The organism is Pseudomonas sp. MUP55 (assembly GCF_034043515.1).
In the GTDB taxonomy this organism is placed as follows: domain Bacteria; phylum Pseudomonadota; class Gammaproteobacteria; order Pseudomonadales; family Pseudomonadaceae; genus Aquipseudomonas.
Genome location: NZ_CP138214.1, coordinates 3351591 through 3373077, shown reverse-complemented (window position 1 = coordinate 3373077; position 21487 = coordinate 3351591). Strand labels below are relative to the sequence as shown.

Genomic DNA, 21487 nt, shown 5'->3' with positions numbered 1-21487 from the left:
AGAGGTGACCCGATGTCGTTGATCACAACCATCGAAGACTTACGCAAGCTTGCGCAAAAACGTGTGCCCCGGATGTTCTACGACTACGCCGATTCCGGCTCCTGGACTGAGAGCACCTACCGGGCCAATGAAAGCGACTTTGCCCGGATCAAGTTCCGTCAGCGCGTGGCGCGCAATATTGATGAGCGTTCGATTCGCGCCAGCATGATTGGCCAGGACATGGCCATGCCGGTGGCCCTGGCGCCTACCGGCCTGGCGGGCATGCAGCATGCCGATGGCGAGATCCTCACTGCGCGCGCCGCCGCAGCGTTCGGCCTGCGCTATACCTTGTCGACCATGAGCATCTGTTCGCTGGAAGACATCGCCGAGCACGTCGGCCAGCCGTTCTGGTTCCAGTTATATGTGATGCGCGACCGTGGCTTTATCGAGCGGTTGATCGAGCGCGCAAAGGCGGCAGGCGTTGACGCGCTGGTGCTGACGCTGGACCTGCAGATACTCGGCCAGCGACACAAGGACTTGATCAACGGCCTGTCCGCGCCGCCCAAACTGACCCTGCCCAATATCCTCAACATGATGACCAAGCCGCGCTGGGTCATGGGCATGCTGGGTACCCAGAGACGTGGCTTCGGCAACATCGTCGGGCATGTGACGGGGGGTGGCCGACATGAGTTCGCTGTCGGCCTGGACCGCCCAGCAGTTCGACCCGCGCCTGAGCTGGGACGATGTGGAATGGATCAAGAAGTGCTGGGGCGGCAAGCTGATTATCAAGGGCATCCTCGATGTGGAGGACGCACGCCTGGCGGCCAATGCCGGCGCCGATGCATTGGTGGTGAGCAACCACGGTGGCCGCCAGCTGGATGGCGCGCCGTCGAGCATCAGCCAGTTACCGGCGATTGTCGAGGCGGTGGGCAGCCGGATTGAAGTGTGGCTCGATGGCGGTATTCGCTCCGGCCAGGACGTACTCAAGGCCATGGCACTGGGCGCCAAGGGCACGATGATCGGGCGCCCGCACTTGTATGGCTTGGGCGCAATGGGTGAGGCGGGTGTGACCCGAGCGCTGGAAATCATCGCCCGTGAATTGGACGTGTCGATGGCGCTGTGTGGCTATAACGATATACGTGATGTGAACCGCGAGATCCTGCTACCTGGCACGTTTCCTGACGGCGTTGAATGGGTAAATAAAACCTGAAAAAGTAAAAAGAGTTGTCCACGAAAACCGTGGGTATCTCTGTGGATAACTTTGCAAGGCCCCGGCAGCGTTGGCGATTTAACCTGCGGTCAATTTTTGATCAACTTTCAGCGGGGGCCAATATGGGCAGGGTTTGCGCTTGACAGGCCTGAGCGAACCCAGTGCCGAAAAGCGCATTTATGAGTCGCCCACGCGGCCTTTGGAGTGCGTGACCACGGGTGTTGGCATCGTCGTTTGCATCAGCTTGTTCAGTGCCTGACCATAATTTGGCCCGGCCAGGCTCATGCTGTTGTTATGGCTGGCACCCGGCACCATCAGCAGCCGCTTGGGTTCGCGGGCGGCTTCAAACAATTGCTGGCTGAAACGCGGTGGCACGTAGCGGTCATCGAGGCCATGTACCACCAGCAAGGGCATATGGATATCAGCCATCTTGTCGATGGAATCGAATTTTTGCGAGAGCAGCCAGCGCACCGGCCAGGAGGTATTGGCAACCGCCGTGGCGACATCCCCCAGGGAGGTGAACGTGGACTCGATCACCAATCCGCGCACCGGCAGCGGTACCTGCTTGCTCAACTGCGCGGCAAGGTCGATGGCCACCGCGCCACCCAGGGAGTGCCCGTAGATCAGGCGTTTGCCGGGGTCTGGCTGCAAGGTCTGGAAGCGCTCCCAGGCGATGCGGGCGTCTTCATATACCGTGGTTTCCGAAGGCAGGTCGCCCTGGCTTTTGCCAAAGCCGCGATAGTCGATGGCCAGTACCGAAAAGCCCATGGCGTGCAGTTGTTCGATGCGAAACAGCTGGCCGGTGAGGTTCCAGCGCACGCCGTGCAGGTAGAGGATCGCGGGTGCGTCCTTTTGAGCGGCCGGGTACCACCAGCCATGGATATTCTGGCCGGCCTTGAAGGCAGCGGGCTTGATATCGAACTCCTGCACGGCGCTGGGCAGCCCGGTGTACCAGCCTGCGGTACCCGGCTCGATGCGAAACACCAGTTCGCGCTCCTTGTGTTGCAACACGGCGCAGCCCACCGGCAGGCCGACGATCAATACGGCCATGCACAGCAGTGTCAGCCAGCGCAGGCCCCGGCGGGGCATAGAACGAGAGGACATGAAGGTTCCATTACAAAGATCAAGCACGGGTTTTACCAGATGGCCCGGGAAGGAAGGAATTAATACGACAGCCGTGAAGCAGGATTGCTTGCAAAGTGTTGCAGCGCTACAGGCCAGTCACCGGCTTGACGCTGCATGACCTGCACGCGATGCTCCGCTTCTTTGAGCAAAGGCCCGACCATGAACAACAGCCCCGTGCGCATCACTGCCGAAGAAACCCTTTCGGATAACTGGTACCTCTTGAAAAAATACAGCTTCGACCTGCGCCGCCGCGACGGCAGCTGGCAAGCCCAGACCCGCGAGGTGTACGACCGCGGCAACGGTGCGACCATCCTGCTGTACAACCGCGCCCAGCGCACCGTGCTGCTGATCCGCCAGTTCCGCATGCCCACGTTCGTCAACGATTACACCGGTTACCTGATCGAAGCGGCGGCCGGCCTGCTCGACAATGCCAGCCCCGAAGAGCGTATCCGTCTGGAGGCCGAGGAAGAAACCGGCTACCGCGTCGGGCATGTGGAGAAAATCTATGCGGCGTTCATGAGCCCGGGGTCGGTGACCGAGCGGATTCACTTCTTTATCGGTGAGTACCAACCGGGCGACCGCGTTGGCACGGGCGGTGGCTTGGAGGAAGAGGGCGAGGACATCGAAGTGCTGGAGCTGGGGTTCGAGCAGGCGCTGGAGATGGTGGCCAGCGGGGAAATCGTGGATGGCAAGACCATCATGCTGCTGCAGCATCTGGAACTGCGCATGTTGAAAGAGCGCTGGTAGCCCAATCGAGCCTGACGATCAACCTGTGGGAGCACCTGTCTTATTGGATTCAATTCAGAAGTCATCTGTGGCGAGGGAGCTTGCTCCCGCTGGGCCGCAAAGCGGCCTCAAAAAATGGGCCTGCTGCGCAGTCCAGCGGGAGCAAGCTCCCTCGCCACAGGTACGGTGTTTGCCTTAACTGATTGGCATCAGGGCAAGCCCCGCCCTGTTTTGCTTGTGGTTCCCAGGCCAATCCCCAGCCCCGACTGACGGCTATTGTCAGAAAATTCCGACAGGAGTACAAATGTACTCCATGACAAACCTGACCCCCCGCCGCACCGCCATCCTGACCTTCATCCGCGACCGCATCGCGCAGCAAGGCCAGCCCCCGAGCCTCGCCGAGATCGCCGAGGCGTTCGGCTTTGCCTCGCGCAGCGTCGCCCGCAAGCATGTGGTGGCCCTGACCGAAGCCGGCTTTATCGAGGTCAACCCCAACCAGGCACGTGGTATTCGCCTGCTCAACCAACCGTCACGCCCGGAATGGCTGGACATCCCGGTGCTCGGCCGGGTGGCCGCGGGCCTGCCCATCGGCGCGGATGCCGAAGTGCACAATCGTCTGCAACTGGACCCCGCCACGTTCGCCAAGACACCGGACTACCTGCTGCGCGTGCAGGGTGACTCGATGATCGAAGACGGTATTCTCGATGGTGACCTGGTAGGCGTGCGGCGCAGTGCCGAGGCCTTGAACGGGCAGATTGTGGTGGCGCGCCTGGACGGTGAAGTCACCATCAAGCGTTTCGAGCGCAGTGGCGACAAGGTGCGCCTGCTGCCGCGCAACCCGGCGTATCAACCCATCGTGGTCGGGGCCGATCAGGACCTGGCCATCGAAGGGGTGTTCTGCGGCCTGGTGAGGCAAGGCTGATGGGCGCCGTGGTTGCCCTGGACTCGCTGTTCAATGGCGGGCGAGTCTGGAAGGGTCGTCCTGCCGCGCCACCGGCCAGCGTACATCCCACCGGGCTTGCGGCGCTGGACGCGGTGCTGCCCAGCGGCGGCTGGCCGGAAGCGGCGTTGAGTGAAATCCTGATGGCCAAGGACGGCGTAGGCGAACTGCAACTGGTGCTGCCGACCCTGGCGCGCTTGTCGGCGATGGGCGAACGCATTGTGCTGGTAGCGCCGCCCTACACGCCGTATCCCCATGCCTGGCAGAACGCCGGGGTGGATGTGCGCCAGCTCGCGGTGATCCAGGCCCAGGAGCGCGACGCGCTGTGGGCGGTGGAGCAATGCCTGCGCTCCGGCAGTTGCGGCGCGGTGCTGTGCTGGCCGCACAAGGCCGATGACCGGGCCTTGCGCCGTTTGCAGGTGGCGGCGGAAACCGGGCAGACCCTGGCGTTTGCCTGGCGCGCCTTGAGTGAAGCGGTCAATCCATCGCCGGCCGCCTTGCGCCTGGCGGTGGAGGCCAGGCCCGCACAAGTGCGCGTACTCAAGTGCCGAGGCGGCCTGGCCCACCCGGCGCCCATTGCCCTGGCGGGGCATTGAGGTTGCCATGCGCTGGGTGTGTATTGTCTTCCCGCAATTGGCGCTGGACGGGGTGTTGCGTGCCCATCCCGAGCCCGACCAGCCGCTGGCACTGCTGGCCGGTACGCCGCAGCGGCGCGTGCTGCAAACCGTCAATGCCGCCGCCCGCGCCCTGGGCTTGCGCCCCGGCCAGTCGCTGACGGCCGCGCATGCGCTGGTCAAAACCTTTGCCTGTGCCGAATACGACCCGCTGGAAATCCAGCGCTGGCAGCAGTTCCTCGCCGCCTGGGCCTACCGTTTCAGTTCCCAGGTCAGCGTGTATTACCCACGCGCCTTGCTGTTCGAGATCGAGTCGAGCCTGGGCCTGTTCGGGCCGTGGCCGCAGTTCGAAGCGCGTTTGCGCAAGGAGTTGACCGAGCTGGGCTTTCGTCACCGCATCGTCGCCGCGCCCAACCCGGCCGCGGCGCGGGTGCTGGCGAACCGTTACGATGGCCTGGCCGTGGCCGACGACTACGCCCTGATGCAGGCCCTGGCGCCGCTGCCGATCGACCGCGCCGGGATTGAACCGCAGGCCGCCGTGGCCTTGTCGCGCATGGGCCTGCGCACGGTGGCCCAGGTGCAAGCGCTGCCCCGGCATACCCTGGCGCGGCGCTTTGACGCCAGCCTGCTCAAGCACCTCGACGCGCTGACCGGGCACCGGCCATTGGCCCTGGAGTTCTATCAGCCGCCGGACCAGTTCGATGTGCGCATTGAGTTGAATTTCGACGTGCAATCCCACCAGGCGCTGCTGTTTCCCTTGCGCCGTTTGACCGCTGACTTATCCGCCTTTCTGTGCGGGCGTGACAGTGGCGTGCAGCGCTTCGACTTGCACCTGGAACATGCCCAGGCGCCGGACAGTGTGATCAAGGTGGGCTTGCTCAGCGCCGAGCGCGAACCGGCAATGCTGTTCGAACTGGCCCGTGGGCGATTGGAACAGGTGCAGGTCACAGCGCCCGTGCGCGGTTTTCGCCTGGTGGCCCAGGACTTGCCGGTATTCGTGCCGCAACGCCAGGACCTGTTTGACGACCGTCCGCAACAGAGTTTGCCCTGGGAGCAATTGCGCGAACGCCTGCGCGCGCGCCTGGGTGACGAGGCGGTGCAGGGCCTGCGTTTTCACGCCGACCATCGCCCCGAATGCGCCTGGCAAGCCACCGTCGACAACCACCCGTGCCCGACCTTGCACAAGGTGCGCCGTCCTGGCTGGTTGTTGAATCAACCGACCTTGCTGGCCGAGCAGGGCGTACAGATCCTGATGGGGCCGGAGCGCATCGAATCCGGCTGGTGGGATGGCGCCGATATCCGCCGCGACTATTACCTCATCCAGACCCGTGCCGGCCAGCAAGGCTGGGCCTACCGCACGGTGGGGCAGCCGGATGGTTTGTGGTTGCAAGGCTGGTTCGCATGAACGCCAACACGCCACCACCCTTTGTAGGAGCGAGCTTGCTCGCGAAAAACTCCAGAGCACCGCATTCATTCTGGTGCCCCGCGTTATCGTTAACCTCCTTCGCGAGCAAGCTCGCTCCTACAGGGGCGGGGCAGGCATGAGTTACGCCGAGCTGCATTGCCTGTCCAACTTCAGCTTCCAGCGCGGCGCCTCCAGTGCGCTGGAACTCTTCGAGCGGGCTAAGCGCCAGGGCTACAGCGCCCTGGCGATTACCGACGAATGCACGCTGTCGGGCATCGTGCGCGCCTGGCAGGCAGCGAAAGCGCTGGAGCTGCCGCTGATCATCGGCAGTGAGGTGCGCATCGAGAACGGTCCGAAACTGGTGTTGCTGGTGGAGAACCTGAGCGGTTACCAGCACCTGTGCCGCTTGATCACCCTGGCCCGGCGCCGCGCCGAAAAGGGCAGCTATCGCCTGCTGCATGAAGATTTCGAGCAACCGCTGCCCGGCCTGCTGGCGCTGTGGGTAGCCCAGGACAGCGACACCCAGGCCAGCATCCAGTGGCTGCGCCGCACCTTTGCCGAGCGCCTGTGGCTGGCGGTGCACTTGCACTGCGGGCAGGACGATGCGCGCCATCTGGAGCAACGCCTGCAGCTGGCGGCCAGCCTGCAGATCCCGGCGGTCGCCTGCGGTGATGTGCACATGCACGCGCGTGGCCGCCGCGCCCTGCAAGACACCATGACCGCCATCCGCCACCACGTACCCGTGGCCGAGGCTGGCCTGCACCTGCACCCCAATGGCGAGCGGCACCTGCGCAGCCTCGACGCCCTGGCCGCGCTGTACCCGCAAGCCTTGCTTGATGAAACCCTCGCCATCGCGCGGCGCTGCACCTTCGACCTCGGCCAGTTGCGTTACCACTACCCCCGCGAGCTGGTGCCCGCCGGCCATGACGCCGAATCCTGGCTGCGCACCCTGACCAAGGAAGGTATCGCGCTGCGCTGGCCCGACGGCATTGACGCCAAGACCCTGAAGCAGATCAACACCGAGCTGGAGTTGATCAGCGAGTTGGGCTACGAGAGCTATTTCCTCACGGTGCACGACATTGTGCGCTTCGCCCGCAGCCGCTCGATCCTGTGCCAGGGACGTGGCTCGGCGGCCAACTCGGCGGTGTGTTTTGCCCTGGGCATCACCGAGATCAACCCGAGCCTGAGCAACCTGCTGTTCGAACGATTCCTGTCCAGGGAGCGCAACGAGCCGCCGGACATCGATGTGGATTTTGAACACGAGCGCCGCGAAGAGGTGCTGCAATACGTGTTCCAGCGCTATGGCCGTACGCGTGCCGCCTTGACGGCGGTGGTCAGCAGTTACCACGCCACCGGCGCGGTGCGGGATGTGGCCAAGGCCCTCGGGTTGCCGGCGGATCAGGTCAACGCCTTGGCCGAATGCTGCGGGCGTTGGAGTGACGATGCGCCGCCGTTGGAGCGCCTGCGTGAAAGCGGCTTCGACCCGGACAGCCCGCTGCTGCGCCGCGTATTGACCCTGACTCAGCAGTTGATCGGCTTTCCGCGGCATTTGTCCCAGCATCCCGGTGGCTTCGTGATCTCCGAATACCCGTTGGACACCCTGGTGCCCGTGGAAAACGCCGCCATGGCCGAGCGCACCATCATTCAGTGGGACAAGGACGACCTCGACGCCGTCGGCCTGCTCAAGGTGGACATTCTCGCCCTGGGCATGCTCAGCGCGATCCGTCGCTGCTTCGACCTGCTGCGCCGCCATCGCCACCTGGATTTGAGCCTGGCCAGCATCCCCAAGGAGGACCCGGCCACCTACGCGATGATCAGCAAGGCTGACACCATCGGCGTGTTCCAGATTGAATCGCGGGCGCAGATGTCGATGTTGCCCAGGCTCAAGCCGAAGACGTTTTATGACTTGGTGATCGAGGTCGCCATCGTCCGGCCGGGGCCGATCCAGGGCGGTATGGTGCATCCGTATTTACGTCGCAGGAATAAAGAGGAAGAAGAAACCTATCCGTCGCCGGCATTGAAAGTGGTGCTGGAGCGCACCCTGGGCATCCCCTTGTTCCAGGAGCAAGTGATGCAGATCGCCATGGTCGCCGCCGACTACGGCCCCGGCGAGGCCGACCAGTTGCGCCGCTCCATGGCCGCCTGGAAGCGTCACGGCGGCCTGGAACCCCATCAAAAGCGCCTGCGCGATGGCATGCTGAAAAACGGCTACACCGAAGCCTTTGCCGCGCAGATTTTCGAGCAGATCAAGGGCTTTGGCAGCTATGGTTTCCCCGAGTCCCACGCGGCCAGTTTTGCCTTGCTGACGTATGCCAGTTGCTGGCTCAAATGCCATGAGCCGGCGGCGTTTGCCTGCGCGCTGATCAACAGCTGGCCAATGGGCTTCTACAGCCCGGACCAGATCCTGCAGGACGCACGCCGTCATCGCCTGCAGATCCGCCCGGTGGACGTGCAGGCCAGCGACTGGGATTGCAGCCTGGAGCCCATCGACGGCCAGCAGCCGGCGATCCGCATGGGCCTGCGCATGATCTCGGGGTTTCGCGAAGAGGACGGCCGGCGCATCGAGGCCGTGCGCCAACACCGCGCCTTCAGCGACATCGCCGACCTCGACGCCCGCGTCGGCCTGGATGCCCGCGCCCAGGCATTGCTGGCGGATGCCGGCGCGTTGCGCGCGTTGGCCGGTAACCGGCACCAGGCGCGCTGGGAGGTGGCCGGTGTGCACAAGCAACTGGGCCTGTTTGCCGGCCTGCCGAGCCCCGATGAAGCGGTGGTGGCATTGCCCCAGCCCACGGTCGGCGAAGACTTGCATGCCGATTACGCCACGCTCGGCACCACCCTTGGGCCCCATCCCCTGACACTGCTGCGCGCCGAACTGCGCAAGCGCCGCTGCCGCAGTTCCCAGGAGCTGTTGACCGTGGAGCATGGGCGCAACGTGAGCGTCGCCGGGCTGGTCACCGGGCGCCAACGCCCAGGCACCGCCAGCGGCGTGACCTTTGTCACCCTGGAAGATGAGTTCGGCAACCTCAACGTAGTGGTCTGGCGTGACCTGGCCGAGCGTCAGCGCCAGGCGCTGGTGGGGTCGCGGCTGCTCAAGGTGGATGGGCGCTGGGAGGCGGTGGGCGAGGTGCGACATTTGATCGCTGGGCGCCTGACCGATCTGACACCGCTGCTGGATGGCATTGTGGTGCGCAGCCGGGATTTTCACTGAGGCCAGTGGTTTCTTAAGCTTGTGTCAGACGAGATGAAACCATCCCGCGCCGCTGCGCTCCAAAACTTGCAACTGCCCTCTCTTTGCCCAGAGCCAACCATGCAATTTTTATCCAACCCACACGGCTGTGAAGGTTGGGCCGGTGAAATGGCCCAGCAGATTCGCACGTTCGACTGGTCAACCACCGACCTGGGCCCGATCGATCGCTGGTCCACCAGCCTGGCCTGCACCGTGCAGATGATGCTCGCCTCGCCGGTGCCGATGGTGATGCTGTGGGGACGGGCCGGTTACATGATCTACAACGACAGCTACTCGGTGTTCGCGGGCGGGCGCCATCCCTACTTGCTGGGCACGCCGGTGGAGCTGGGCTGGCCGGAAGTGGCCGAGTTCAACCGGCATGTGCTGGACACCTGCCTGGCCGGCGGCACCTTGTCGTTCAACAACAAGGAACTGGTGTTGTCGCGTAACGGCAACCCGGAAAACCTCTGGCTGGACCTGTATTACAGTCCCGTGGCCGGCGACAACCAGCAACCGGCCGGGGTGCTGGCCATCGTGGTGGAGACCACTGAACTGGTGCGCTCCGAGCGGGTGCGTCAGGAGCTGACCCATAATCTGGAGCAGCGCGTGGCGGCCGAAGTGCAGGCGCGTTCCGCCGCCGAGGAGCAGTTGCGCCAGTCACAGAAACTCGAAGCCATTGGCGGCCTGACCGGCGGTGTGGCCCACGACTTCAACAACCTGCTGCAAGTGATCGCCGGCAACCTGCACTTGCTGGCCCGGCATGAACCGGACAACCCGCAGGTGCAACGGCGGGTGGCTGCCGCCATCGCTGCGGTGGAGCGCGGCGCCACCTTGTCTTCGCAACTGCTGGCGTTTGCCCGGCGCCAACCCTTGTCCCCCGCGGTGTACAACCCGCAACGCATCTACGCCGGGCTTGGTGAACTGCTGCAACGCGCGCTGGGCGAGACCATTCACCTGGACGTACAGTTGCCGCAGGATTCCTGGTGCATCAACGTCGACCGCAACCAACTGGAAAACGCGCTGCTCAACCTGGCGATCAATGCCCGCGATGCCATGCAAGGCGAAGGTGTGATCCGTATCACCGGCGAAAATATCATTCTCAACCCGGCCGAATGCGCGGGCAAAAGCATCAAGCCCGGCGAGTACGTGCGCCTGGCGGTCACCGACACCGGCGTGGGCATGCCGCCGACGGTGCTCAAGCGTGCGTTCGAGCCGTTCTTCACCACCAAGCGCGAAGGGCAGGGCACCGGCCTGGGGCTGAGCATGGTGTTTGGCTTTGTGCGCCAAAGCGGCGGGCATGTCGACATCTGGAGCGAGGAGAACAAAGGCTCGGTGGTGCAGATGTATTTCCCGCGCAGCCTGGAACCGGAACATCTGGACCTGGATACCGGCGAGGAAAGCCCCTGCACCGGCCAGGAAACCATTCTGGTGGTGGAGGACAACGAAGGCGTGCGCCTGACCGTGGTGGAGCTGCTGCAGCAATCGGGCTACACCGTGCTGACCGCTGAAGACGGCGATCAGGCCATGGCCAAACTGCAATCGGGCCTGCAACCGGAACTGATCTTCACCGATGTCGTCATGCCCGGCCGCATCAAGAGCACCGACCTGGCCAACTGGGCGCGTGAGCAGGCGCCGCCGATCCCGGTGCTGTTCACCTCCGGCCACACCCGCGACATTCTTTCCTCCAATCATCTGCTCAGCGCCGATATTCACCTGCTGAGCAAACCCTACAGCCCCGACGCCCTGACGCAACGGGTGCGTAGCGTGCTCACCGCCAGACAAGGTTGTCCATGACTTCACAGCGCAACATCCCTTCACCGACCGCCCAGCACACCGGCTTCGTGCGGGTGCGTGGCGCTCGCGAACACAACCTGCGTAACGTCGATGTGGACATCCCGCGCGATGCCCTGGTGGTGTTTACCGGCGTGTCCGGTTCCGGCAAATCGTCCCTGGCGTTTTCCACCGTATACGCCGAGGCCCAGCGTCGTTATTTCGAATCGGTGGCGCCCTATGCGCGCCGTCTGATCGACCAGGTCGGCGTGCCGGATGTCGACAGTATCGAAGGCTTGCCGCCCGCCGTGGCCCTGCAACAGCAGCGTGGCACGCCGAGTGCGCGCTCATCGGTGGGCAGTGTGACCACCTTGTCGAGCCTGATCCGCATGCTGTATTCGCGCGCCGGCAGCTACCCGCCGGGGCAGGCGATGCTGTATGCCGAGGACTTTTCGCCGAACCTGCCCCAGGGCGCGTGCCCGCAATGCCATGGCCTGGGCCGCGTGTATGAAGTGACCGAAGCGTTGATGGTGCCCGACCCGTCCCTGACCATCCGCCAGCGCGCGGTGGCGTCTTGGCCGTTGGCGTGGCAGGGGCAGAACCTGCGGGACATCCTGGTGACCCTGGGTTACGACGTGGACATTCCGTGGCGCGAGCTGCCGAAAAAACAGCGCGACTGGATTCTGTTCACCGAAGAAACCCCCACCGTGCCGGTGTACGCCGGCTTCACCCCGGCGCAGACCCGCGATGCCCTCAAGCGCAAGCTGGAGCCCAGTTACCAGGGCACCTTTAGCGGCGCGCGGCGCTACATTCTGCACACCTTCGCCCACACCCAGAGTGCGCTGATGAAAAAGCGCGTGTCGCAGTTCATGCAAGGCAGCGCCTGCCCGTTGTGCGAGGGCAAGCGGCTGACCAAGGCGGCGCTGTCGGTGAAGTTTGCCGGGGTGGATATCGGTGAGTTGTCGCAACTGTCCCTGAACCGCCTGGCCGAGTTGCTGCGGCCGGTGGCGGCGGGGCAGGACAAGATGAAGTTGTCGGTGGAAAAACGCCTGGCGGCCCAACGTATCGCCGAGGATTTGCTGGAACGGGTCAGCACCTTGATCGAACTGGGGCTGGGCTATCTGTCCCTGGAGCGCAGCACGCCGACCCTGTCATCCGGGGAATTGCAGCGCCTGCGCCTGGCCACTCAACTGGGCTCGCAGTTGTTCGGCGTGATCTATGTGCTGGATGAACCTTCCGCCGGCCTGCATCCGGCCGATGGCGAGGCCCTGTTCAGCGCACTTGCGCGCTTGAAGGCCGCCGGTAATTCGCTGTTTGTGGTGGAGCATGACCTGGAAACCATGCGCCGCGCCGACTGGCTGATCGATGTGGGCCCGGCCGCGGGCGAACACGGCGGCCAAGTGCTGTACAGCGGCCCGCCCGCGGGGTTGGCGGATATCGCCGCGTCGCAGACCCGTGAGTACCTGTTTGCCCAAGCGCGCCCGTCGAATCAGGCGCGGCGCGAACCCAGCGGCTGGCTGAAGCTGCACGGGGTGACGCGCAATAACTTGAACAATCTTGAGGTGGGCTTCCCGCTGGGCTGCTTCACGGCGGTGACCGGGATTTCCGGGTCGGGCAAGTCCAGCCTGGTCAGCCAGGCGCTGTTGGAGCTGGTCAGCAGCGGCCTTGGGCGCGAGCTGGAAAGCGTCGACGAGCCCAGCCTGGAAGACGCCGCGCCCGCCGCCAGCGAGGGGCGTATCAGTGCCGGGCTGGAGCATATCCGCCGTCTGGTGCAAGTGGACCAGAAACCCATCGGCCGCACGCCGCGCTCCAACCTGGCGACCTACACCGGGCTGTTCGACAACGTGCGCAAACTCTTCGCCGCAACGCCGGCCGCGAAGAAACGCGGTTACGACGCCGGGCAGTTTTCCTTCAACGTCGCCAAGGGCCGTTGCCCGAACTGCGAAGGCGAGGGCTTTGTCAGCGTTGAATTGCTGTTTATGCCCAGCGTGTATGCGCCATGCCCGACCTGCCACGGTGCGCGATACAACCCCGAGACCCTGGCGGTCAAATGGCAAGGCTTGAACATCGCCCAAGTGCTGGGCTTGACGGTGGAGCAGGCCGTCGACGTGTTCGCCGAGCAACCGAGCGTGCTGCGCGCACTGCAGGTGCTGCGCGATATCGGCCTGGGTTATCTGCGCCTTGGCCAGCCGGCCACCGAGCTGTCCGGCGGTGAGGCGCAGCGCATCAAGCTGGCGACCGAGCTGCAACGCAATGCGCGGGGCGCCACGTTATATGTACTGGACGAGCCGACCACCGGGCTGCATCCCAAGGACGTCGACCGCTTGCTCAGCCAGCTCAACCAATTGGTGGAGGCGGGGCATACGGTGGTGGTGGTCGAGCATGAAATGCGCGTGGTGGCCCAGAGTGACTGGGTGATCGACATTGGCCCCGGCGCCGGGGACGCGGGCGGCAAAGTGGTTGCCAGTGGTACGCCGCAGACGGTCGCCAACAGCAAGACCAGCCGCACGGCGCCATTCCTGGCGCGAGAACTTGGCTAGCCGCCAGGAATGCGGGAGGGCGCGTGCGTCCTCCCGCCGTTTCTCAAGCGACTTGCCTGGCCCGTTCGCGTTCGGCGACCAGCTGGCGGGTCAGCGGTATCAGCGTCTTGCCGTAGTCGATCGCATCGTTGAGCGGATCGAACCCGCGAATCAGGAATGTTGTGATGCCCAGGTCGTAGTAATCCAGCAGCGCCTGCGCGACCTGTTCGGCCGTGCCCACCAGCGAGGTGGAATTGCCCTGTGCGCCGAGCAAGCCGGCAATCCCGGTCCACAGACGTTTATCCAGACGCGAGCCTTGCGCCGCTGCCGCCAGCAACCGGCGCGAGCCTTCATTGGGCGGTTCGCGCCGCACAAAACCGCTTTTTTCAGCCAGCGCCGTGGCTTGCTGCAAGATGCTGTCCGCCCGCTGCCACGCCAGTTCCTCGGTCTCGGCCAGGATCGGGCGCAATGACAGACTGAAGCGAATCGTACGCCCGTGCCGCGCCGCTTCGGCGCGCACCTGGGTCACCACCTCGCGCACCTGCTCATAGGTTTCGCCCCACAGCGCATACACGTCCGCATGCTTGCCCGCCACTGCAATCGCCGCCGCGGACGAGCCGCCGAAGTACACCGGGATATGCGGCTGTTGCGGCGACTTCACCGTGGAATACGCGCCCTCGACCTGATAGAACTTGCCGGCAAAGTCGAAGGGCTTGTCGCTGGTCCATTCCTGACGCACCACGCTCAAGTATTCGTCGGTGCGCGCATAGCGCTCGTCCTTGCCGATATGGCTACCGTCGGCGCGCAGCTCGCGGTCGTCGCCGCCGGTGATGATATGCACGGCGGTACGGCCACCGTTGAACACATCCAGCGTGGCGAACTGGCGCGCGGCCAACGTGGGCTGGGCGAAGCCTGGGCGGTGGGCGATCAGGAATTTGAGCCGTTGCGTCACGCTGGCGGCGTGGGCGGCGATCAGCGTGCTGTCCGGGCTGTTGGAGTGGAAGGCCACCAGGGCACGGTCGAAGCCGGCCTCTTCGTGGGCGCGCGCCACACGTTCAACGTAGTCCGGCTGCAGGGTGGGGCCACTGCGCGGGTGAATTTCGGAGGCATGATGGCCGCCGATGTAGCCGATGAATTCGATGCTCATGGTCAGGTCCTTGTTGAAGTCGATAAACAAGCCTCCACCGGGCAGGGGGTCGGTCCGTAGCGTGAAAATAGAGCGCACGGGCGTGCCTGTAAAAGGCCGATTGGTTCTAACCTAATTATTAAATTATGGAATTATAGGTTTTCATATTATCAATGGATTGCATTTTGCTATTGCTGTGCACGTCTGTTGCGTGACGTGCTTGCCTGGTCAGCGCTCGACAGCCTGCCCATTTGAACTACCTTGATTGACGAGCCTTCCCACTCGGTACTCACGCATGCGCACGTTATGGACGCGGTACCTGGCGTTGCTGGAAAACGACCTGAGCACACAGATTTTCGACAACGTGAAAAACCTGCTGGTGTGCGCGCTGCTGTTTGCGGCGGGCACCAATACGCTGGTGGGGCATCATGAGTTATTCATCGGGGTCTTCGCCTCCTATGTCGCCGGTTGGGGGCTGATTATCCTGTCGACGCTGTTGATGCTGCTGAACGTCAGTGACGGCATTCGCCGGCTCGCCAAGCTGCGCTATCACCTGGCGCTGCAACTGCTGCTGATCCTGATCTACCTGGTGGTCGCTGAACGCGTGGTCGAGATTGTGTGGGGCTTCCGCGCCCATTGAAGTATCCTCCGCGCCTCGTTCACCACTGATTCAAATCAAGATGACAGGACAAGATATGCAGGCGCTGCTGGAGTCGATCCTCGACGAAGTGCGCCCCCTGATCGGCCTCGGCAAAGTCGCCGACTACATCTCCGCCCTGGCCGATGTGCCCGCCAACCAGCTGGGCATCGCGGTATACGGCAACGACGGCGCAGCCTACTGCGCCGGTGATGCCGACACGCTGTTCTCGGTGCAGAGCATTTCCAAGGTGTTCAGCCTGGTGCAGGCCATCGACCACGGCGGCGAAACCATTTGGGAACGCCTGGGCCACGAACCGTCGGGGCAGCCATTCAACTCCATGGTGCAACTGGAATTCGAACGCGGCCGCCCGCGCAACCCATTTATCAACGCCGGCGCGCTGGTGATCTGCGACATCAACCAGTCACGCTTCGCCGTGCCGATCCTGTCGATGCGCGACTTCGTACGACGCCTGTCCGGCAACCCGCAGATCCTGGTCAACAGCGCGGTCGCCGAGTCGGAAGCGCAGCACGGCGCGCGCAACGCGGCCATGGCCTACCTGATGAAAGCCTTCGGCAATTTTCACAACGATGTGGACGCGGTGCTGCACAGTTACTTCAATTACTGCGCTTTGCAGATGAGCTGCCTGGACCTGGCCAGGGCGTTCAGCTTTCTGGCCAACGAGGGCGTGAGCGCCCACAGTGGCGAGCAGATTCTGACGGCGCGCCAGACCAAACAGGTGAACTCGATCATGGCCACCAGCGGGCTGTATGACGAGGCGGGCAATTTTGCCTACCGGGTGGGATTACCGGGCAAGAGCGGGGTAGGCGGCGGGATCGTCGCGGTGGTGCCGGGGCAGTTTACGGTGTGCGTGTGGTCGCCGGAATTGAATGCGGCGGGGAATTCGCTGGCGGGGATGAAGGCGTTGGAACTGTTGAGTGAGCGGATTGGGTGGTCGGTGTTTTAGCGTCGCAGTGGAACGTTTAAGATCGTTCCCATGCTCCGCGTGGGAATGCCGCCCCGGACGCTCCGCGTCCTTTCCGGTGATGAGCCCAGGTCCCGCGCAAGGTGACGCGGAGCGTCACGGGATGCGTTCCCACGCAGAGCGTGGGGAACGATCGGTGTGAAGGGGTTGGGTGGGCTTCGTCCAAGACCGTGTTCACCAGCAGTCAGCCTGAAAGGGTTGTGAAAACTCTGAGAGTTCGGGGCGAAGTGCTATCTCTGTGGGAGGGGGCTTGCTCCCGATGCAGTGGGTCAGCCAGCTCCGTTGTAGCTGATACACCGCCATCGGGGGCAAGCCCCCTCCCACATTGGATCTTTATTGGTTTTGGGATTTATGTGAGCCCAAACAAAAAATGCGCCCCTGGGGGCGCATTTGAGATCGTTGCCACGCTCCGCGTGGGAATGCCGCCCCTGACGCTCCGCGTCCTTTCCAGTGATGAGCCCAGGTCCCGCGCAAGGTGACGCGGAGCGTCACGGGATGCATTCCCACGCATAGCGTGGGGAACGATCGGTGTGAAGGGGCTGGGTGGGCTTCGTCCAAGACCGTGTTCACCAGCAGTCAGCCTGAAATGGTTGTGAAAACTCTGAGGGTCCGGGGCGAAGTGCTATTTCTGTGAGAGGGGCTTGCCCCGATGCAGTGTGTCAGCCAGCTCCGTTGTAGCTGATACACCGCCATCGGGGGCAAGCCCCCTCCCACATTGGATCTTTATTGGTTTTGGGATTTATGTGAGCCCAAACAAAAAATGCGCCCCTGAGGGCGCATTTTTTTGTTCGGTCAGCGATTGCCTATCAGGCCTTTGCATCCCAGGCGCGATCGCCGTGCTCGTCTTTGATCCGAGTCGGCAAGCCCATCACATCCAGCGCTTTGAGGAACGGCTCAGCCGGCAGTTCCTCAACGTTGGCCATGTGCTTCACGTCCCACTCACCACGCGCTACCAGCAGCGCGGCGGCCACTGGCGGAACGCCGGCGGTGTAGGAGATGCCCTGGCTGTCGGTTTCAGCGAAGGCTTCTTCGTGATCGGCCACGTTGTAGATGAACATTTCACGCGGCTGGCCGTTTTTGGTGCCTTTGACCAGGTCGCCAATGCAGGTCTTGCCGGTGTAGCCCGGAGCGAGCGAAGACGGGTCGGGCAATACGGCCTTGACCACTTTCAACGGCACCACTTCCAGGCCTTCGGCGGTCTTGACCGGCTTCTCGGAAAGCAGGCCGAGGTTTTTCAGCACGGTGAACACGTTGATGTAGTGTTCGCCGAAGCTCATCCAGAAACGCACGTTCGGCACGTCGAGGTTTTTCGACAGCGAGTGCACTTCATCGTGGCCGGTGAGGTAAAGGTTCTGCGAACCGACTACCGGCAGATCGTCGGTGCGTTTGACTTCGAACATGGTGTTGCTGGTCCACTGGCTGTTCTGCCAGCTCCACACCTGTCCGGTGAACTCGCGGAAGTTGATTTCCGGGTCGAAATTGGTGGCGAAGTATTTGCCATGGGAGCCGGCATTGACGTCGAGAATGTCGATCGAATCAATGCGGTCGAAATGCTGTTGCTGCGCCAGTGCGGCGTATGCGTTGACGACACCTGGGTCGAAGCCCACGCCAAGGATGGCGGTGATGTTCTTCTCTTTGCACTCTTGCAGGTGGTTCCATTCATAGTTGCCGTACCACGGCGGGGTCTCGCAGACCTTGCCCGGCTCTTCGTGGATGGCGGTGTCCAGGTAAGCCACGCCCGTGTCGATGCAGGCACGCAGCACTGACATGTTGAGAAACGCGGAACCTACGTTGATGACGATCTGCGAGTCGGTCTCGCGGATCAGGGCCTTGGTCGCTTCCACGTCCAGGGCGTTCAGCGCGAAGGCCTGGATCTGGGCGGGTACCTTGAGGCTACCCTTGGCCTTGACGCTGTCGATGATGGCCTGGCATTTGGAGATGTTGCGCGACGCGATAGCAATACGACCGAGTTCGTCGTTGTGCTGCGCGCACTTGTGGGCCACCACCTTGGCGACACCTCCTGCACCAATGATAAGAACGTTCTTTTTCAATTGCTTTATCTCTCCTTTATCCGCCAGCTTACGAAAGGCTGGACAGGTAGTCGTCGTAACCAAATTCACGAACCACCTCGACTGTACCGTCGAGTTGTTTCACTACGATGGACGGCATTTTCAGGCCGTTGAACCAGTTTTTCTTGACCATGGTGTAGCCAGCGGTGTCGATGAACGACAGCCGATCGCCGATGGCCAGCGGACGATCAAATTGATACTCGCCGAAGATGTCGCCGGCCAGGCAGGATTTGCCGCACACCATGTAGGTGTGCTCACCCTCGCTCGGCGCCAGCTTGGCGTTGAGGCGGTAGATCAGCAGGTCCAGCAGGTGGGCTTCGATGGAGCTGTCGACCACGGCAAGATTTTTGCCGTTGTAGAGCGTGTCGAGCACCGTGACTTCCAGGGAGGCACTGTTGGTGATGGCCGCTTCGCCGGGTTCCAGGTACACCTGCACGCCGTACTTCTCGGAAAATGCCTTCAACCGCGCGCAGAACGCGTCCAGCGCATAGCCTTCACCGGTGAAATGGATGCCGCCGCCGAGGCTGACCCACTTGACCTTGTGCAGCAGCGCGCCGAAGCGTTCTTCGATGGTGCCGAGCATCTTGTCGAACAGGCTGAAGTCGCCGTTCTCGCAGTTGTTGTGGAACATGAAGCCTGAGATCTGATCGATCACGCCGTCGATCTTCACCGGGTCCCACTCGCCCAGGCGGCTGAACGGGCGCGCCGGGTCGGCCAGCAGGTAATCGGAGCTGCTCACCTGCGGGTTCACGCGCAGGCCACGGGTCTTGCCTTCGCTGCGTTCGGCAAAGCGCTGCAGCTGGCTGATGGAGTTGAAGATGATCTTGTCGCAGTTATCCAGCATCTCTTCGATTTCATCGTCGGCCCAGGCCACGCTGTAGGCGTGCGCCTCGCCTTCAAACTTCTGGCGACCGAGCTTGAGCTCATACAGCGACGACGAGGTGGTGCCGTCCATGTATTGCTGCATCAGGTCGAACACCGACCAGGTGGCAAAGCACTTGAGCGCCAGCAGCGCCTTGGCGCCGGACTGCTCGCGCACATAGGCAATCTTCTGCATGTTGACCAGAAGCTTCTGTTTGTCGATGAGGTAGTACGGCGTTTTGATCATTTTTGAGAGCCTGCGGCGGTGCCTGCCAAAAAAGGACACGCATTGTGCCCGCACTTGGAGCAGATCGAAAGGTTAGCCGGCGGAATTTGCGCGCCTGCATACAAGCATAGGCTCTCGGTGTGACGGTACAGATAATCAGGCGATAGAGGGGCGCCCAGCGTCCCTGAGTGATTTTGATCGCGAGCAACGCCTGCAATGGCGATCAGTTGCCCAAGACAAAACGCACCGAGAAGGCATTCACCGGATTGTTCAAATCGATTGGAGTGCACTAAGCCAGCCCACCTTGGACTCAACACAGCTGTGCGTTTGTTCCGACGCACTGAAAGGCGTGTCCAATGTGCCCAGCGCAATCGAAATCCAGCCCGGATAAGCGCCGTTGGCATCCGACCAAAACAGTGACGAGCCGCACTGCGAGCAGAATTGACGGGTCACGCCCGGCGAGGATTCATAGCCCCGCAGCGCATCTGCGGCAGCGTGAATGTTCACCGCTGTCCTGGGTGCGCTTGCGTAGCTGGCGAACGCTGCGCCGTGGCCCTTCTGACATTTTTTGCAGTGGCAGTGGGTGGCGGCCTTGAGCGGTGTCGTGACCTGATAGCGGATTGCGCCGCAGAGGCAGCTGCCTTGGCTGGTTTTACTCATCTCAATCCTATCCATGTTCAGCACTGAACGCTGTGGCGAGGGAGCTTGCTCCCGCTGGGCTGCGTAGCAGCCCCGAAAGCCGCAATTGAAGTGTTTCAGATGGCAAATATGACTGATTTGGGGCCGCTTCGCGACCCAGCGGGAGCAAGCTCCCTCGCCACAGGTGTCAGCCTATCAACATGAGCGCTACTTGTGATCATCTTCAATTATATGAGTTTGTCTCATTGCCGCTCGCTGCCGACAATAGCTGCCATACCTTTCTGTACCGGAGCTGTAAGTCATGGCAGTCGCTCATTCCCTCGGTTTTTCGCGCATTGCGCACGACCGCGAACTTAAAGGCGCGCAGGAAGCGTTCTGGAACGGCAAGCTCGATGAGGCCGGTCTGCGCGCCGCAGGCCGTGACTTGCGCCGCAAGCACTGGGCGTTGCAGAATCAAGCCGGCATTGAGCTGCTGCCAGTTGGTGATTTCGCCTGGCACGACCCGGTGCTGACCCATTCGCTGATGTTTGGTGTGGTCCCTGAACCTTTGCGCCCGGTCAAGGGCCAAGCCACGTTGCGCACGTTATTCGAGATGGCCCGCGACACCCGCTGCGGCGATGCTCACGCCCCGTGGTTCGATACTAGCGCTGACTACCGGGTGCCGGAGTTCAGCGTCGACCAGCAATTTCACCTTGGCTGGGACCAATTATTTGAAGAGGTCGAGGAAGCGCGGAACCTGGGACACACCGTCAAGCCGGTCATCATCGGCCCGCTGACGTACCTGTGGCTGGGAAAGGCCGAGGGCGCTGACTTCGACAAGCTCGACCTGCTGGACCGCTTGCTGCCGCTGTACGGCCAGATCTTCCAGCGCCTGGCCGAGCTGGGCGTGGAGTGGGTGCAGATCGATGAGCCAATCCTGGCGATCGAGCTGCCACAGGCCTGGAAGAACGCGTTTGAGCGCGCCTATAACCTGATCCAGCGTGACCCGCTGAAAAAACTGGTCGCCACCTATTTTGGCGGGCTGGAAGACAACCTGGGCCTGGCCGCCAACCTGCCGGTCGACGGCCTGCACATCGACCTGGTGCAGGCGCCGGAGCAATACCCGACCATTCTTGATCGTCTGCCCGCCTATAAAGTGCTGTCTCTGGGTGTGGTCGATGGCCGCAACCCAGGGCGCTGCGACACGGAAAAAGCCCTGGCGACCTTGCAGCGCGCCCACGAAAAATTAGCCGATCGCTTGTGGGTGGCGCCGTCCTGCTCGCTGCTGTACGGCCCGGTGGATCCGGTGCGTGAAGACACCACTTGGCTGACCTGCGCCTTGCAAACGTGCGCGCAAGTCGCGGCGCTGGCCCAGGCCGTCGACCAGCCCCAGGTGCCAGGCACGCCCGGAGCGGGGTTGAGCGCGAAAACTGCGCGGCCGGCGTTGGCGT

14 protein-coding genes and 2 pseudogenes are annotated in these 21487 nt (G+C 62.9%); 11 read left to right on the top strand and 5 right to left on the bottom strand.

Annotated elements, in window-relative coordinates; translation table 11 throughout:
- Positions 1 to 12 precede the first annotated feature (12 nt).
- A pseudogene (locus SC318_RS15120) lies at positions 13 to 1189 on the top strand (L-lactate dehydrogenase).
- A gap of 177 nt (positions 1190 to 1366) precedes the next feature.
- Here SC318_RS15120 and SC318_RS15115 read toward each other — a convergent pair.
- Positions 1367 to 2293: an alpha/beta hydrolase gene (locus tag SC318_RS15115; protein ID WP_320427443.1), complete on the bottom strand. Its 927-nt coding sequence runs from the start codon at positions 2291 to 2293 to the stop codon at positions 1367 to 1369.
- A 180-nt stretch (positions 2294 to 2473) separates the two neighbouring features.
- Between SC318_RS15115 and SC318_RS15110 the strand changes: the two genes are divergently transcribed.
- The 7 genes from SC318_RS15110 to uvrA all read left to right on the top strand — a co-directional run bounded on the left by SC318_RS15110 (position 2474) and on the right by uvrA (position 13535).
- Positions 2474 to 3061: an NUDIX domain-containing protein gene (locus tag SC318_RS15110; protein WP_320427442.1), complete on the top strand. Its 588-nt coding sequence runs from the start codon at positions 2474 to 2476 to the stop codon at positions 3059 to 3061.
- A 283-nt stretch (positions 3062 to 3344) separates the two neighbouring features.
- The gene (gene lexA / locus SC318_RS15105) at positions 3345 to 3962 is read left to right on the top strand and encodes a transcriptional repressor LexA (protein WP_320427441.1); all 618 of its coding nucleotides are present in this window, start codon (positions 3345 to 3347) and stop codon (positions 3960 to 3962) included.
- A complete protein-coding gene (imuA, locus tag SC318_RS15100) occupies positions 3962 to 4576 on the top strand; it encodes a translesion DNA synthesis-associated protein ImuA (RefSeq protein ID WP_306493343.1) in 615 nt (204 codons plus the stop codon). Before lexA ends, imuA begins: the two co-directional genes overlap by 1 nt.
- Positions 4577 to 4583: 7 nt before the next feature.
- On the top strand, positions 4584 to 5999 hold the full coding sequence (locus SC318_RS15095; protein ID WP_320427440.1) for a Y-family DNA polymerase: 1416 nt from the start codon (positions 4584 to 4586) through the stop codon (positions 5997 to 5999).
- A 136-nt stretch (positions 6000 to 6135) separates the two neighbouring features.
- Positions 6136 to 9207, top strand: coding sequence for an error-prone DNA polymerase (locus SC318_RS15090; protein ID WP_320427439.1), 3072 nt, complete (start codon positions 6136 to 6138; stop codon positions 9205 to 9207).
- A gap of 99 nt (positions 9208 to 9306) precedes the next feature.
- Positions 9307 to 11019 (top strand): ATP-binding protein, encoded by a 1713-nt coding sequence (locus SC318_RS15085; RefSeq protein WP_320427438.1) that lies wholly within the window; start codon positions 9307 to 9309, stop codon positions 11017 to 11019.
- Complete coding sequence (gene uvrA / locus SC318_RS15080) at positions 11016 to 13535, top strand: excinuclease ABC subunit UvrA (protein ID WP_320427437.1); 2520 nt, start codon at positions 11016 to 11018, stop codon at positions 13533 to 13535. Before SC318_RS15085 ends, uvrA begins: the two co-directional genes overlap by 4 nt.
- 43 nt (positions 13536 to 13578) lie before the next feature.
- Here uvrA and SC318_RS15075 read toward each other — a convergent pair whose 3' ends face one another.
- Complete coding sequence (locus SC318_RS15075) at positions 13579 to 14661, bottom strand: LLM class flavin-dependent oxidoreductase (protein ID WP_320431243.1); 1083 nt, start codon at positions 14659 to 14661, stop codon at positions 13579 to 13581.
- A gap of 274 nt (positions 14662 to 14935) precedes the next feature.
- Here SC318_RS15075 and SC318_RS15070 point away from each other — a divergent pair, with 274 nt between their 5' ends.
- Both SC318_RS15070 and glsB read left to right on the top strand, forming a co-directional pair.
- A complete protein-coding gene (locus tag SC318_RS15070) occupies positions 14936 to 15280 on the top strand; it encodes a hypothetical protein (RefSeq protein WP_320427436.1) in 345 nt (114 codons plus the stop codon).
- A gap of 55 nt (positions 15281 to 15335) precedes the next feature.
- A complete protein-coding gene (gene glsB / locus SC318_RS15065) occupies positions 15336 to 16244 on the top strand; it encodes a glutaminase B (protein ID WP_320431242.1) in 909 nt (302 codons plus the stop codon).
- Positions 16245 to 17068: 824 nt separating this feature from the next.
- Here glsB and SC318_RS15060 read toward each other — a convergent pair.
- From SC318_RS15060 to SC318_RS15050, 3 genes are all read right to left on the bottom strand, one after another.
- Complete coding sequence (locus SC318_RS15060) at positions 17069 to 18313, bottom strand: saccharopine dehydrogenase family protein (RefSeq protein ID WP_320427435.1); 1245 nt, start codon at positions 18311 to 18313, stop codon at positions 17069 to 17071.
- A gap of 28 nt (positions 18314 to 18341) precedes the next feature.
- Complete coding sequence (locus tag SC318_RS15055; RefSeq protein ID WP_306493330.1) at positions 18342 to 19439, bottom strand: carboxynorspermidine decarboxylase; 1098 nt, start codon at positions 19437 to 19439, stop codon at positions 18342 to 18344.
- A gap of 249 nt (positions 19440 to 19688) precedes the next feature.
- Positions 19689 to 20078, bottom strand: coding sequence for a GFA family protein (locus SC318_RS15050; protein WP_320427434.1), 390 nt, complete (start codon positions 20076 to 20078; stop codon positions 19689 to 19691).
- A gap of 280 nt (positions 20079 to 20358) precedes the next feature.
- Between SC318_RS15050 and SC318_RS15045 the strand changes: the two are divergent.
- Positions 20359 to 21429: pseudogene (locus SC318_RS15045) on the top strand (5-methyltetrahydropteroyltriglutamate--homocysteine S-methyltransferase); the annotation flags it as partial.
- Between the last annotated feature and the right edge of the window lie 58 nt (positions 21430 to 21487).